At 72.4% G+C, this 15209-nt stretch carries 10 protein-coding genes; 5 read left to right on the top strand and 5 right to left on the bottom strand.

Going from position 1 to position 15209, the window contains the following annotated elements; all coding sequences use genetic code 11:
• Window positions 1-12 precede the first annotated feature (12 nt).
• The 5 genes from proB to LJB74_RS16460 all read right to left on the bottom strand — a co-directional run bounded on the left by proB (window position 13) and on the right by LJB74_RS16460 (window position 6879).
• The gene (gene proB, locus LJB74_RS16480) at window positions 13-1167 is read right to left on the bottom strand and encodes a glutamate 5-kinase (protein WP_259309554.1); all 1155 of its coding nucleotides are present in this window, start codon (window positions 1165-1167) and stop codon (window positions 13-15) included.
• A 102-nt stretch (window positions 1168-1269) separates the two neighbouring features.
• Window positions 1270-2793, bottom strand: coding sequence for a GTPase ObgE (gene obgE / locus LJB74_RS16475; RefSeq protein ID WP_259309553.1), 1524 nt, complete (start codon window positions 2791-2793; stop codon window positions 1270-1272).
• Window positions 2794-2904: 111 nt separating this feature from the next.
• Window positions 2905-3159, bottom strand: a complete 255-nt coding sequence (gene rpmA, locus LJB74_RS16470; RefSeq protein WP_259309552.1) for a 50S ribosomal protein L27 — start codon at window positions 3157-3159, stop codon at window positions 2905-2907.
• Window positions 3160-3225: 66 nt separating this feature from the next.
• The gene (gene rplU, locus LJB74_RS16465) at window positions 3226-3534 is read right to left on the bottom strand and encodes a 50S ribosomal protein L21 (protein WP_259310392.1); all 309 of its coding nucleotides are present in this window, start codon (window positions 3532-3534) and stop codon (window positions 3226-3228) included.
• A 180-nt stretch (window positions 3535-3714) separates the two neighbouring features.
• On the bottom strand, window positions 3715-6879 hold the full coding sequence (locus LJB74_RS16460; protein WP_259309551.1) for an Rne/Rng family ribonuclease: 3165 nt from the start codon (window positions 6877-6879) through the stop codon (window positions 3715-3717).
• A gap of 435 nt (window positions 6880-7314) precedes the next feature.
• Between LJB74_RS16460 and LJB74_RS16455 the strand changes: the two genes are divergently transcribed.
• The 5 genes from LJB74_RS16455 to LJB74_RS16435 are packed head-to-tail and all read left to right on the top strand — an operon-like array spanning window position 7315 to window position 15126.
• The gene (locus LJB74_RS16455) at window positions 7315-8772 is read left to right on the top strand and encodes a cytochrome ubiquinol oxidase subunit I (RefSeq protein WP_259309550.1); all 1458 of its coding nucleotides are present in this window, start codon (window positions 7315-7317) and stop codon (window positions 8770-8772) included.
• 13 nt (window positions 8773-8785) lie between these two features.
• Window positions 8786-9814 carry a cytochrome d ubiquinol oxidase subunit II gene (gene cydB, locus LJB74_RS16450; RefSeq protein WP_259309549.1) on the top strand — a complete coding sequence of 343 codons (1029 nt, stop codon included), beginning with the start codon at window positions 8786-8788 and terminating at the stop codon, window positions 9812-9814.
• A gap of 13 nt (window positions 9815-9827) precedes the next feature.
• Window positions 9828-11528 (top strand): thiol reductant ABC exporter subunit CydD, encoded by a 1701-nt coding sequence (gene cydD, locus LJB74_RS16445; RefSeq protein WP_259309548.1) that lies wholly within the window; start codon window positions 9828-9830, stop codon window positions 11526-11528.
• Window positions 11525-13417 (top strand): thiol reductant ABC exporter subunit CydC, encoded by a 1893-nt coding sequence (cydC, locus tag LJB74_RS16440; protein ID WP_259309547.1) that lies wholly within the window; start codon window positions 11525-11527, stop codon window positions 13415-13417. Before cydD ends, cydC begins: the two co-directional genes overlap by 4 nt.
• Window positions 13381-15126: a GAF domain-containing protein gene (locus tag LJB74_RS16435; RefSeq protein ID WP_259309546.1), complete on the top strand. Its 1746-nt coding sequence runs from the start codon at window positions 13381-13383 to the stop codon at window positions 15124-15126. Before cydC ends, LJB74_RS16435 begins: the two co-directional genes overlap by 37 nt.
• The last annotated feature ends 83 nt before the right edge of the window (window positions 15127-15209 follow it).

The following is a 15209-nucleotide window of genomic DNA, read 5'->3' as shown; positions in this document are numbered from 1 at the left end:
AGCACGCAACGGTCAGGTGACGCGACGCCCCCGGCGGACCAGGACGAGGTCGTCGCGATGGACGATCTCCCGGTCGTAGCCGGGCCCGAGAGCGGTCCGCAGCTCCGAGGTCGACCGGCCGAGCAGCTCGGGCAGGTCCTCCGCCGAGAACGCCACGAGCCCGTGCGCGACCACCTGCCCGTCGGTGCCGACGAGCTCGACGGGGTCGCCCGCGTCGAAGGTCCCCTCGACGGACAGGACCCCGGCCGGCAGCAGCGACGCTCGGCCGCCGAGTACCGCGCGGACCGCCCCGTCGTCCAGGACGAGACGCCCGTTGGTGCGCGCCGCGTGGGCGAGCCAGAGCATCCGCGTCGACCGCTTGCGACCGGTCGCGCTGAACCAGGTGCCCACCTCGTCGCCGGCGAGGGCCTGTGCCGCCTGCGCGGCCGAGGTCAGGACGACAGGGATGCCCGACCCCGTCGCGATCGCCACCGAGGCGAGCTTGGTGACCATCCCCCCGGTGCCGACCGCGCTCCCCGAGGAGGTCACCTCGATCCCCTCGAGGTCGGCCGGGCTCCTGACCTCCGCGATCCGCCGAGCTCCTGGCCGCGACGGCGGACCGTCGTACAGCGAGTCGACGTCCGTCAGCAGCACGAGCGCGTCCGCGGCGACGAGGTGCGAGACGAGGGCGGCGAGCCGGTCGTTGTCGCCGAACCGGATCTCCTCGGTCACGACGGCGTCGTTCTCGTTGATCACCGGGACGACGCCGAGCGCCAGCAGCCGGCTCAGCGACCGCTGAGCGTTGCGGTAGTGACCGCGCCGGATGGTGTCCTCCGCGGTGAGCAGCACCTGCCCGACACGCAGTCCGTGCTCCCCGAACGCCCGGGTGTAGTGGGCGACGAGGAGCCCCTGCCCGACCGAGGCCGTCGCCTGCGCGGTGGCGAGGTCACGCGGCCTCGAGGAGAGCCCGAGCGGGGCGAGCCCTGCGGCGATCGCACCCGAGGAGACGAGGACGACCTGCCCGCCGGCCGCGCGACGCGCGGCGAGCACGTCCACGAGCGCCCGCAGCCGCTCCGGGTCCAGTCGACCGTCGTCAGAGGTCAGTGAGGACGACCCGACCTTCACGACGATCCGGGCTGCCGTCGCGAGGTCGCGGCGTCCGGCCAACGGGGTGTTCACGCTCCGCATTCTTGCGCGTCCGGGCAGGTCGCCGGGCCGGCGACCACCAGTCGATCATCCGATCGGCGCCGCCACGCCGGTTCAACGCCGGGCCTCCGCCCGACGCAGTGATCAGGCGTCGTTCTCGTCACCCACCCACAACCCGGCCTCACGCTCGGTCCACAGCTCCGCGCGGGCCTCGGCCTTGGCGTCCATGCGGTCCTTGTACTCGATGCGCTTCTCGGCGCGCGTCGGACGCAGCTGCTCGACGATGCGAGCATCCGTCCCGCGCGGTCCGCCGAGCAGCTCGGACCCGGTCAGGAGCGTCGGCTCCCAGTCGAAGACCACGGCGCTCGGCCCGTCACCGATGACCACCTCGGCCCCCGCGACCGCACCGGCCGAGAACAGCTTCTCCTCGACGCCCAGGCGGGCCAGACGATCGGCGAGGTAGCCGATCGCCTCCTCGTTGGTGAAGTCGGTCTGACGCACCCAGCGTTCGGGCTTGACCCCCCGCACCTGGAAGTACTCGTGGTCGGCGTCCTCGCGGCGCGTGACCGTGAAGCCGGCGTCGTCGACGGCCTTGGGCCGCAGCACGACCCGTGCCGGTGCCGCGACGGGGGCCTCGCGCCGCGCCTTCTCGATGCGCTCGGCGAGCGCGAAGGTCAGGGTCCGCAGTCCCTCGTGGCTCGCGGCGGAGACCTCGAACACGGGCAGACCCCGCGCCTCGATCTCGGCACGGACCAGCTCGGCGAGCTCCCGCGCCTCCGGGACGTCGACCTTGTTGAGCACCACCATGCGGGGACGTTCGGTCAGCGGGATGCGCCCGCCCTCGATCCCGATGTCTCCCGCATAGGTCGCCAGCTCGGACTCGATGACGTCGAGGTCGCTGATCGGGTCCCGGTTCGGCTCGAGCGTCGCGCAGTCCAGCACGTGCACGAGCACCGCGCAGCGCTCCACGTGCCGCAGGAACTCCAGCCCGAGGCCCTTGCCCTGGCTCGCTCCCGGGATCAGACCCGGCACGTCGGCGACGGTGAACCGCGAGTCGCCCGCCTGCACCACGCCGAGGTTCGGCACGAGGGTCGTGAACGGGTAGTCGGCGATCTTCGGCCGGGCGGCCGACATCGCGGCGACGAGGCTGGACTTCCCGGCGCTCGGGAAGCCGATCAGCGCGACGTCGGCGATCGACTTGAGCTCGAGCACGAGGTCCCGGTGGATGCCCGGCTCTCCGAGCAGCGCGAACCCGGGGGCCTTGCGCCGTGGTGAGGCGAGAGCAGCGTTGCCGAGACCACCGTGGCCGCCGGCGGCCACGACGTAGCGTGTGCCCACGCCGACGAGGTCGGCCAGGACGTTGCCGTCCAGGTCCTTGACGACTGTGCCGTCCGGGACCGACAGCTCGAGGTCGGCCCCGATCGACCCCTGACGGTGGTCCCCCATGCCCTGGGTCCCGGACGGGGCGTGCCGGTGGGGCCCGTGGTGGAAGTCCAGCAGGGTCGTGACCTGCGGGTCGACCACCAGGACCACGCTCCCGCCGTTCCCGCCGTTCCCGCCGTCCGGGCCGGCGAGCGGCTTGAACTTCTCGCGGTGGATGGAGGCGCAGCCGTTGCCACCGTCACCGCCGGTGGCGTGCAGCACGACACGGTCGACGAATGTCGCCATGGTCTCCTCCTTCACACGGGGATGGCGTGCGCCGTCCCGGGAACAGGCGGAGGGGCGCACCGCACCGGTGCGCCCCTCCGAACCTGACTGGTCTGCGTGCTGAGAGCCCGCTCAGCCGGCCGTGACGATGTCGACGACCTTGCGGCCGCGACGCGTCCCGAACTGCACCGCGCCGGCAGCCAGCGCGAACAGGGTGTCGTCGCCGCCACGGCCGACGTTGATGCCGGGGTGGAAGTGCGTGCCGCGCTGGCGAACGATGATCTCGCCGGCGTTGACGACCTGGCCACCGAAGCGCTTGACGCCCAGTCGCTGCGCGTTCGAGTCGCGGCCGTTGCGAGAGGAGCTCGCGCCCTTCTTGTGTGCCATGTCTGACCTGCTTTCGTGCTGTTCGGGGAGGAAGGGGGTTCCGCGCCCGTCAGGCGCGGGAAGACGTCACTTGATGCCGGTGACCTTCAGGCGCGTCAACTTCTGACGGTGGCCCTGACGGCGGCGGTAGCCGGTCTTGTTCTTGAACTTGAGGATGTCGATCTTCGGGCCCTTCTCGTCCCGGACGACCTCCGCGGTGACCTTGATCTTGGCGAGCGCGCTCGCGTCGGAGGTCACCTTCTCCCCGTCGACCAGCAGGATCGCAGCGAGCTCGACGGTCGAACCGGCCTGTGCAGCCAGACGGTCGACGACGACGACGTCGCCGACGGCGACCTTCTCCTGGCGGCCGCCAGCCTTCACGATCGCGTACACCACGTTGCTGCTCATCTCTGCTCGGTCACATCTGGTCTTCGGCGTGCTCATCGCGGCGGTCTGAGGACAGCTCGACACGAGGCCGAGGCCGCGGGCACACAGGATCAGTACGCACAATGCGCACCGACGCTCAAGGTTACGGACTGCATCCCGCGGGGTCAAACCGCGGGGACGCCCGCCGGCTCACTCCTCGACGGGGTCGGTCACCTCACCGCCACCTGCGGCCGAGGTGTCGTCCCCGCCGTCCTCGTCCCCGTCGAGCTCGAACACCTGAGGATCGACCTGCACCAGGGCGATCTCGGCCCCGTCGGTACCGTCGCGGCCCTCCGCGACGGCGTCGTCGAGGTGTTCCCCGAGGGACGCCGCCACAGCCGCCGGCGCCTCGTCGACGGGCGTGCTGCTCTCCGAGGCGACGGACTCGGTGGTCTCGCCGGCCGGCGCCTCGCTGCTCACCGGTCCCGTGCCGGTCGCCTCGGTGCTGCTCGCCTCCGTGCCCGTCGCGTCGGTGCCGTGCGGCGCCTCGTCGTGAGCGTGCTCGTGGGCGTGCGCGGCCGCGGCGGCGATCGTCGCCAGCGTGGCCTTGACCGCCTCACGGGCCTCCGGGAGCACCGGGACGACGGTCGCGACGGTGTCGCTCGCGGCGCCGCCCTCCTTGCTGCTCCCGCGCTTGCGCCGGGGCCGCCGACCGTCACCGGAGGTCTCGCCGCCGGTCTCCGGTGTCGCCTCGGACCGCCCGCCGGTGGTCTCCTGCCCCGGGACGGTGTCCCCGAACGCCTCCGCGAGCCCCTGGCCCACCCTCTTGCGTGTCATCTGGACCAGGCCGAGCGAGGTGACCTCGGCGACCTGGTGCTTGGTGCGGTCACGGCCGAGGCACTCGACCAGACGCCGCAGCACGAGGTCGCGGTTCGACTCGAGCACCATGTCGATGAAGTCGATGACGATGATCCCGCCGACGTCGCGCAGCCGGAGCTGACGCACGATCTCCTCGGCAGCCTCGAGGTTGTTCCGTGTGACGGTCTCCTCGAGCGTGCCGCCCGAGCCCACGAACTTCCCCGTGTTGACGTCGATGACCGTCATCGCCTCGGTCTTGTCGATCACGAGCGACCCACCGGACGGCAGCCAGACCTTGCGTCCGAGAGCCTTGGAGAGCTGCTCGTCCACGCGGTGCTCCGCGAACACGTCGCCCGTCCCGGTCCACCGGCTCACCTTCGCCGCGAGATCGGGCGCCATCGCGCCGATGTAGCCGGAGACCGTCTCCCATGCCTGGTCGCCCTGGACCACGAGCGAGCGGAAGTCGTCGTTGAAGATGTCGCGGACCACCCGGATCGCCAGGTCGGGCTCGCCCTGCAGCAGCGCCGGGGCGGACGCCGACTTCGCCTTCTTCTCGATCGCGGCCCACTGCGACTGCAGCCTGTCGATGTCGGCGCGCAGCTCGTCCTCGCTCGCGCCCTCGGCTGCGGTGCGGACGATCACGCCGGCGGAGTCCGGCACGATCTCGCGGAGCAGCTTCTTCAGCCGCGCACGCTCCGGCTCCGGGAGCTTGCGGGAGATCCCGGTCATCCCGCCGCCCGGCACGTACACCAGGTAGCGGCCGGCCAGCGTCACCTGGGACGTCAGACGGGCACCCTTGTGGCCGATCGGGTCCTTCGTGACCTGCACGAGAACCGAGTCGCCCGACTTCAGCGCCTGCTCGATCCGGCGCGGCTGCCCCTCCATGCCCGCGGCGTCCCAGTTGACCTCGCCGGCGTAGAGGACCGCGTTGCGCCCCTTGCCGACGTCGACAAACGCCGCCTCCATGCTCGGCAGCACGTTCTGCACGCGCCCGAGGTACACGTTGCCGGCCATCGACGCCTGCGACTGGCTGGAGATGTAGTGCTCGACGAGCACGCCGTCCTCGAGCACCGCGATCTGCGTCAGACCGTTCACCTCACGGACGACCATGCTCCGGTCCACCGACTCACGCCGGGCCAGGAACTCGGACTCGGTGACGATCGTGCGACGACGACCGGCGTCGCGACCCTCACGGCGACGCTGACGCTTGGCCTCGAGGCGCGTGGAGCCGCGCAGCGCGGTGACCTCGTCGCTGGCCGGACGTGCCTGACGCCCGCGCGCGGACCCGGCGGAACCGCCGCCCGTCGGCTCGACGTCACCCTCGCCACCCCGTCCGCTGCGACGGCGCCGACGACGACGACGGCTGCTCCCGGTCGTGGTCTCGTCGTCACCGGTCTCGCCGGCCTCGCCGTCCACGGCCTCGGACGACTCACCCTCGGGCGACTCGTCATCCTCGGTCGCGGCGTCGTCGTCGCCCTGGTTCTGGCCGTCGTCACCCTCGCCGGAGGCGCGACCGCGCCGACCGCGGCCTCCGCGACGGCGCCGACGACGCGGTGCGCCGTCGCCCGTCTCCGCGTCCTCGACGGTCTCGGCGAGGTCCGGCTCGCTCTCGTCGTCCTCGGGCTCGGGCTCGGTCACGACGGACTCGACCACGGTCGACTCGTCCGGTGTACGACGCCCACCGCGACGTGAGCGCCGCGCGCGTCCGCTGCCCGCGGCGACGGTGGACTCGTCCGAGGAGGGCTCCGTCGTGGGCTCGGCCGCGCCGGCCTCCGGGGCCGGGAGCGCTGCCGCGATGACGGCGAGCTCGGCGTGCACCGCGCTGGCAGCCTCGGAGACGGCCTCCGGGCTTCCCGCCGGGGTCGACGCACGCCGCCGACGCGGGCGTGCCGCGGTCGGGTCCGGCGCCTGGAACAGCAAGGTCGTGGTCGGGCGACGCGGCGCGTCCGTCTCGACCGGCAGAACCTGCTCGACCGGCAGGACCTCCTCGGTCTGCTCGGCGTCCTCGACCTCGTCGATCGCCTCGACCACGCCGTCCTCGTCGGGGGCGACGGGCTCGACCTCGGCAACCACGGGAGCCGTCGCCCGCCGACGCGATCGCGTCTTCGGTGCGTCTGCGCCGGGCTCGACCGTCGTCGGTGCCGTGCGGGAACGAGCGCGCCGCTTCGTCGCCGCGCTCGGCGGCTGCTCGGCATCCGCCGCCGGGACGCTCTCGGCCACGACCTCGGCCGTCGTCGACGTGTCGACCGTCGCGCTCGCGCTGGCAGGGGCGCTTGCGGTCACGCGCACGGCGCGCCGACTGCGGGTCGAGCGCTTCGGTGCGGGACCGGCGTCGGAGGCCTGCTCGGCGGCGTCAGCCTGGGCGGCGGGGGCGTCCACCGCGACCGGGGCCGAGTCGATCACGACGGGCGCACCAGCGGGTGCCGTGGAACGCACGGCACGACGCCGGGCGGGCTTGGTCACCGGCTGGGGAGCGTCGTTCACTGACTCGCTGGCGGGGCTGTTCTCGAGTGTCACTCGGGTACTCCTGGATGCCCGAGGCACCGTCCACACATCTCGGTCCCACGGGCGGTCGGTCGTCGCCTGCGCTGTCGCGCGGCGACGGAAGTCGTCAGTTGCGGCGGGCTGCACACGTGGGCCGGCGCCATCGCCAGCCGTTCACCCTCTTGCTGGGTGCCGGCGGCGCCTGGCGAGCGCGACGCACTGGTGCGGCGAGCACGTTCGTGGCAACCGGGCGGTGTGGCCACCTGATTGCCGTGCTCAGTATCGCACAGGGTCCGTTCCGAGCGACGGACGGCACGGCCCGCGCCCGTGTCAAACGAAACGACGCGACGTCAGAATCAGGGACCTTCGTCCTAGTGCGCACAGGACCTTCACACCCTAGGTTCGAGGCGCTGCGCAATGCTCGTCCATGCCCACCGCCCCGATCGTCACACCCCTCCGGAGACCTGAGTGGAAGCCCTCGACCTGGCCCGTTGGCAGTTCGGTATCACCACCGTCTACCACTTCATCTTCGTCCCGCTCACGATCGGCCTCTCACCGCTGATCGCCATCATGCAGACGATCTGGTACCGCACCGGGGACGAGCGCTGGCTCCGTCTCACGAAGTTCTTCGGGAAGCTGTTCCTGATCAACTTCGCGATCGGTGTCGCCACCGGGATCGTCCAGGAGTTCCAGTTCGGGATGAACTGGAGCGAGTACTCCCGGTTCGTCGGCGACGTCTTCGGCGCGCCGCTCGCGATGGAGGCGCTCGCCGCGTTCTTCATCGAGTCGACGTTCCTGGGGCTGTGGATCTTCGGTTGGGACAAGCTGCCCAAGAAGATCCACCTCGCGACCATCTGGCTCGTCGCGTTCGCGACCAACCTGTCCGCGTACTTCATCCTCGCCGCGAACTCCTGGATGCAGCACCCCGTCGGCGCCGAGCTCGTGAACGGTCGCGCGCAGATGACCGACATCGGCGCCGTGCTGCGCAACCCGACCCTCCTCGCAGCGTTCCCGCACACGATCACCGCCGCTCTGCTCACCGCAGGCACCTTCGTCGCCGGCATCGCCGCCTGGCTCATGGTCCGCGCGGCCCGCGGCAAGAAGCTCGAGCTCGCCGGCCTCTACCGACCGGCGGTGATGCTCGGCGTGATCGTGATGCTGGTCGGCGGCGTCGGCCTCTTCGTCACCGGCGACCAGCAGGCCAAGCTGATGTTCAAGCAGCAGCCCATGAAGATGGCGTCCGCCGAGGCACTCTGCGAGACCACGGACGGTGCCAGCTTCTCGATCCTGGCCATCGGCGACCTCACCAACGACTGCGCCGGCGTCAACCACGTGATCCAGATCCCGGGTCTGACGTCGTTCCTCGCGTCGGGTGACTTCAACAGCCGCCTCGAGGGCGTCGACAACCTCCAGAAGAGCTACGAGCAGAAGTACGGCACCGGCCAGGACTACAAGCCGAACCTTGTCGTCACCTACTGGTCGTTCCGGCTGATGATCGGGCTCGGAATCGGGAGCGCGGCTCTGTCCCTCGCAGCGCTCTGGCTCATGCGCAAGGGGCGCTTCCCGACCTCACGCTGGTTCGCCCGGCTCGCCGTCTGGGCGATCCCGACCCCGTTCCTCGCGTCGTCGCTCGGCTGGGTCTTCACCGAGATGGGGCGGCAGCCCTGGATCGTCGCCCCGAACCCGACCGGCATCGACGGCGTGTGGCTCCTGACCTCACGCGGGGTGTCCACCGTCGTCACCCCGGCCGAGATCATCATCTCGATGGTCGCGTTCACCCTGCTCTACGCGGCGCTCGCCGTCGTCTGGTACAAGCTCATCCACCGGTACGCGATCGAGGGCGTCGCGGACTCCGAGAAGGACGTCAGCCCTGACAACCCCGACAACCCAGACGCCGCCGACCGGCCGCTGTCGTTCGCCTACTGAGCCGGGAGAGGTCATGGAGCTGTCCACCGTCTGGTTTCTGCTGATCGCGGTCCTCTGGACCGGTTACCTCGTCCTCGAGGGCTTCGACTTCGGAGTCGGCATGCTGCTGCCGATCCTGGGTCGCAAGGACACCGAACGTCGTGTCCTCATCAACACCATCGGCCCGGTCTGGGACGGCAACGAGGTGTGGCTGCTCACCGCAGGTGGCGCCACGTTCGCGGCCTTCCCGGAGTGGTACGCCACCCTCTTCTCCGGCTTCTACCTGGCCCTGCTGCTGATCCTGCTGGCGCTGATCATGCGGATCGTCTCGTTCGAGTGGCGCGGCAAGATCAACGACGCGGCCTGGCGTGGCCGCGCCGACCTCGGGATCATCATCGGGTCCTGGGTCCCCTCGATCCTCTGGGGCGTCGCGTTCGGCAACCTCGTGCGCGGCGTCGAGCTCGACAAGGCGCACCAGTACGTCGGCGGGTTCTTCGCGCTCCTCAACCCGTTCGCCCTGCTGGGCGGTGCGACGACGCTGATGATCTTCCTCACCCACGGAGCCATCTACCTCGCGCTCAAGACGGACGGCGACCTCCGGGAACGTGCCGGCGCCCTCGCCGCGAAGCTGTCGATGGTCACGGTCGTCGTCGCCGGAGCGTTCGCGGTCTGGGCCCAGGTCGCCTACTCACGGAACACCTGGACGTGGGCCGCGGTGGTCCTCGCCGCCGTTGCACTCGTCGGGGTCGTGGTCGCGACGCGGCTGCGCCGCGAGGGCTGGGCCTTCATCCTGTCCGCCGTCGCGATCGTCGGGGCCGTCGTCCTGATCTTCGGCTCGCTCTACCCGAACGTCATGCCGGCCTTCGACACCGCGAACTCGCTCACCGTGACGAACGCCTCGTCGTCGAGCTACACGCTCACGGTGATGACCTGGGTCGCCGTGATCCTCACCCCGGTCGTGCTCCTCTACCAGGGGTGGACCTACTGGGTGTTCCGCAAGCGCATCAGCACGACGAGCATCCCCGAGCACACCGGCCTGACGTTCGAGCACACGAGCGCGTGAGACGCTCGCACGCGTGAAGCCTCTTGACCCGAGGCTCCTGCGGCACGCCCGGTCGGCCCGGGGCTACATCGCCCTGACCGCCGCCCTGGGTGCCGCAGGAGCCGCGCTCGTCGTGGCCCAGGCCATGCTCCTCGCCCACGCCCTCGGCCTCGCCGTGCACGACGGCGCCACGCTCGGGGGAAGCCTCGACGTCCCCCACGTCGGCGTGCTCATCGGGTGGCTCGCCGTCGTCGTGCTCGCGCGCACGCTCGTGACGTGGACCCAGGAGCGCTTCGCGCACCGCGCAGCCGCACGCACGATCGCCGAGCTCCGCGAGCAGGTCGTCGCGAAGGCTGCGGCGCTCGGCCCACGATGGCTCGCCGAGGGCGACGGCCCCCGGGTCGTGACCCTCGCCACGCGCGGTCTCGACGCGCTCGAGCCGTACTTCGTCCGCTACCTGCCCCAGCTCGTCCTCGCCGTCACGGTCACCCCGGCGACCCTGGTCGTCGTCCTCACGCAGGACTGGGTCTCCGCCCTGATCATCGCCGGGACGCTGCCACTCATCCCGCTCTTCATGGTGCTCGTCGGCCGGCTCACCGAAGGACGGTCCGCCCGCGGGCTGCGGGTCATGCAACGTCTCGGCTCGCAGGTCCTCGACCTCCTCGCCGGGCTCTCGACGCTGCGCGCCCTCGGACGTGAACGGGGACCCGTCGCACGGGTGCGCGAGCTCGGCGACGCCCACCGGCGCGCGACGATGGGCACCCTCCGGATCGCCTTCCTCTCCGGGATGGTCCTCGAGCTCCTGACGACGCTCTCGGTCGCCCTGGTGGCCGTCGGGATCGGTCTACGTCTGGTCTACGGCGACATCGGGCTCGTCACCGGGATCGCCGTCCTCGTGCTGGCTCCCGAGGTGTACCTGCCCCTGCGTCAGGTCGGCGCCCAGTTCCACGCCTCCACCGACGGCATCGCGGCAGCCGACCAGGCCTTCGCGGTCCTCGAGACGCCGACCCCGGAGCGCGGGACGATGCCCTGCCCCGATCTGCACCGGAGCACGCTCGCCCTCGACGGCGTCGCCGTGCGGGCGCCCGGTCGTGACGTCCTCGCCCCGGCCGACCTCGACCTCGTGATCACGCCCGGACGGGTCACGGCGCTCACCGGCCCGAGCGGCGCCGGGAAGACCACCACCGTCGACGTCCTGCTCGGCCTGGTCCGGCCCGACCTCGGACGCGTCACGATCACCGCGCCCGGTGCGGCGACGATCGATCTCGCGGACATCGACCCCCCGTCGTTCTGGTCCCAGGTCGCCTGGGTGCCGCAACGACCGGTGCTCGAACCCGGCACGCTGCGCGAGGTGGTCGGTCCCGGTGCCGACGACGACGCCGTGGCACGCGCGGCCGCGGCAACGGGCCTCGACACGGTGGTCGCCTCGCTCCCGCACGGCTGGCAGACCCCGGTGGGACAGGGTGGGGTCGGGCTCAGCGTCGGGCAGCGGCAACGCGTCGCGCTGACCCGCGCGATGCTCTCCACGGCCGCGCTCGTGATCCTCGACGAGCCGACCGCGCACCTCGACGCCTCGGGTGAGCGGGTCGTGCTCGACACCCTGCGCTCCCTGCGCGCCGACGGCAGGACCGTGCTCGTCGTCGCGCACCGCGCCTCGCTCCTCGCGGTCGCGGACAGCGTCGTCGAGGTCCGCAGCGCGGCCGTCCCGAGCCTCGGGTCGGAGGTCCCGGCATGAGCACCACCGCCACGCGCACGCGCGCGCAGGACCCCCTCCGCCGTGCGATCGCCCTGCTCGAGCTGTCCCCGCGTACGGTCGTGCTGTCCGTCCTGCTCGGCGTCCTCGCGCTCGGCAGCGCGGTGGCCCTCGCCGCGGTGTCCGCGTGGCTCATCGCGCGGGCCTCGCAGATGCCACCCGTGCTCCAGCTGTCCATCGCGACGGTCGCCGTGCGTGCCTTCGGCATCGGGCGTGGCGTCTTCCGGTACGCCGAGCGCCTCACGTCCCACGACCTCGCCCTGCGCGGCATGGCCCAGCTCCGCGAGACGTTGTACGCGCGCCTGTCGGCCGGGCGCACCGAGTCCCTCGTCGGCCTGCGCCGCGGTGACCTGCTCGCCCGGGTCGGCGCCGACGTCGACGCGGTCGGGGACGTCGTCGTGCGCGGTCTGCTGCCCGCGGGCGTCGCCGGCGTGCTCGGGCTCGGCACCGTGCTCGCGATGGGGGCGTTCCTGCCCGCCGCCGGGATCAGTCTCGCGGTCTGCCTCCTCGTCGCCGGTGTCGTCGCACCCGTGCTGGCCGCCCGGGCGGCGCGCCGGAGCGAGGCCCTGGCCGCGCAGTCACGTGCCGACATGACCGCGACGGCCCTGTCGATCCTCGACGACCCCGGCCAGCTCGCGGTCTCCGGTCGACTGGCCGAGCACCTCGACGCGCTCCGGGAGGCCGACCGCCGCCTGGCCGCAGCGACCGACACCGGCGCGCGCCCTGCAGCGATCTCCGCGGCGCTGGGCACCCTGGCCGTCGGCGCCGCCGTCGTGGCGGCTCTGCTCCTCGGCATCCCCGCCGTCGGCCGAGGCGCCCTCACCCCGGTCGAGCTCGCCGTCGTGGTCCTCACGCCGCTCGCCGCCTTCGAGGCGACGTCGCTGCTGCCGGCCGCCGCGGTCCAGGTGCTCCGCTCGCGGCTCGCCGCGGAGCGGGTGATCGCCCTCCTCGACGCCGTCGACCCGGGTCAGCCCTCGAACGCGACAGCGACCCCGGCGGCAGTCGCCACCGACGTCACAGGTCAGGCGGCGACCGGGCAGACGACAAGCGGGCAGACGACAACCGGGCAGACGACGCCGACCACGGAACGCGGCGGGCTGGTCGCCCGCGATCTCGCCTGCGGCTGGCCCGGTCGTCCTTCCGTCGTCACGGGGCTCGACCTCGACGTGCGCCCGGGTCGGTCGATCGCGATCGTCGGGCCCAGCGGCACCGGGAAGACGACGCTGCTCCTGACGCTCGCGGGCCTGCTCCCCGCGCACGCGGGTTCGCTCCTCGCCGACGGGGTGGCGATCGCGTCGCGGTCGAGCGAGGACGTCGCCCGGTCCGTCGTGCTGACCGCGGAGGACGCGCACGTCTTCGAGACCACCGTGCTCGAGAACCTCCGCGTCGCCAACGGCGCCACGACCCCCGACGAGGCCCGCGCCGCGCTGCGCCGCGCAGGTCTCGGCGACTGGCTCGACGCCCTGCCCGACGGCGTCGAGACGCTCCTCGGACCCGACGCGCTGAACGTGTCGGGTGGTGAGCGGCGACGGCTGCTCCTCGCCCGCGCCCTCGTGTCCCCCGCCGAGGTCCTTCTCGTCGACGAGCCGGCGGAGCACCTCGACGCCGAGACGGCCGACGCCCTCGTGCGCGACCTCCTGGGTGGGTCGTTCCGCGGCGGCCCGACCGACGGGGCGGCGTCCACCGGCACGGCCCGAGGTGTCGTCGTCGTCACCCACCGCCTGACCCCGCTCGACGCCGCCGACGAGGTGATCGTCCTCTCCGACGGCGCCGTCCAGGCGCGCGGCACCCACGCGGAGCTCCTCGAGCGCGACACGGGATACCGTGACTCCCTATGGAGGGAGAACCAGGGGTCGGCGGCACCATCGTGAACCTTGCGAACCAGGGCACGACTCCCGCTCCGTCGCGGGCGGACGACTCCGACCTCACCGACCTCCTCGAGGCCGTCCTCGCCCTTGCGGCCGACCTCGACCTGCCGAGCGTGCTCCAGCGCTTCGTCCAGACGTGCGCGGACATGACCGGCGCTGCGTATGCGGCCATCAACGTCCTCGGCAGCCGCGGCGAGTCGACCACGTTCGTGCAGGCGGGCGTCTCGGAGGCGGTCGCACGGCTCCTCGCGCACGGACCACGCGCCGTCGGGGTGCTCGGCGAGATCCCTGCCACCGGCGTGATCCGCCTGGACGACCTCACCCAGCACCCGGCCTTCCGCGGTTTCCCCGCCAACCACCCGCCGATGGGGTCGTTCATCGGCGCGTCCGTGCGGGTGAGCCACCAGGTGTTCGGGCACCTCTACCTCGCGGACAAGCCGGGTGGGTTCACCGAGGCCGACGAGGGGATCGTCCTCGGACTCGCGGCCGCGGCAGGCGTCGCGGTGCACAACGCCCAGCTCTACGCCGAGGCCGCCCGTCGTGAGCACTGGCTGCGTGCCGGTCAGGAGATCACCACGATGCTCCTCTCCGGGCTGGACGAGGAGGAGGCGCTCGCGCACATCGCCCGGACCGCACGGGAGGTCGCCGGTGCGGACGCCGCGGCTCTCGCCCTGCCCGGCGTCGGCGGGGAGCTCGTGCTCGAGCTCGTCGACGGTCACGCCGCCGCGTCCCTCCTCGGTGCCGTGATGCCCCGCGACGGCCGGTCGTGGGCCGTGATGGACGAGGGCCGCGGGCTGCTCGTCCCGTCCCTCTCCCAGTCACGTGTGGTCCGCGTCGTCCCCATGCGCGCGTTCGGCCCGGCGCTGTTCGCACCGCTGCAGACGGCAGGTCACGGCATCGGCGTGCTCATCCTCATGCGCAAGGTCGGTGGGGCGCCGTTCACCTCGGCGGACCTCGACACGGCGGAGTCGTTCGCCGCCCAGGCCGCCCTCGCGTTCGTGCTCGCCGAGGCGCGCCACGCCCAGGACATCGCCGCCCTCCTGGACGAGCGCGAACGCATCGCGCGCGACCTGCACGACCTCGCGATCCAGCAGCTCTTCGCCACCGGCATGCAGCTGGAGACGGTGCGCCGACGCGCCGCCCGCGGGGTGGATGCCACGGAGCTGACCAGCATCGTCGAGGACGCGCTCGACAACGTCGACGGCTCCGTCCGGCAGATCCGATCGATCGTGCACGCGCTCCGCGACCCGGACGCCGCGACGAGCCTCGTCGAACGCCTCCGCCGCGAGGCGTCGCTCGCGCGCACCGGGCTCGGGTTCGCCCCCTCGTTCGTCATCGAGCTCGACGGCCGCGCGCTCGAGCAGGGCACCTCGGACGCCGACGTCGTCGCCGCCGACCTGATCGACGAGCGGGTGGGCGCGGATCTCGCGGACGACGTCGTCGCCGTCGTCCGCGAGGGCCTGGCCAACGCCGCCCGGCACGCGCGGGCCTCGTCGGTCGCGGTGCGGATCAGCGTCCGGGGGACGGGTGCGACCGGGACGATCCTCGTCGAGGTGGAGGACGACGGCACCGGGCTGCCCCCGCAGCGTGAACGCCACTCCGGCACGCACAACCTCGCGGCACGGGCACGGCAGCACGCCGGGGTGTTCAGCATCGGCGTCGCGCCCTCGGGGCGCGGCACCCTCTTGAGCTGGCAGGCCCCGCTCGGCTGAGTGTGTCGACCGGACGCGTCGACCAGGCTCGCCGACAGGCCATGCCCGAGGGCGCGGGAGTCGTGCGACCGGTCCCGAGTGTG

The organism is Cellulomonas sp. P24 (assembly GCF_024704385.1).
In the GTDB taxonomy this organism is placed as follows: Bacteria; Actinomycetota; Actinomycetes; order Actinomycetales; family Cellulomonadaceae; genus JAJDFX01.
Note: the sequence above shows the minus strand (reverse complement) of the source record. Positions and strands in the feature narration are given on the sequence as shown.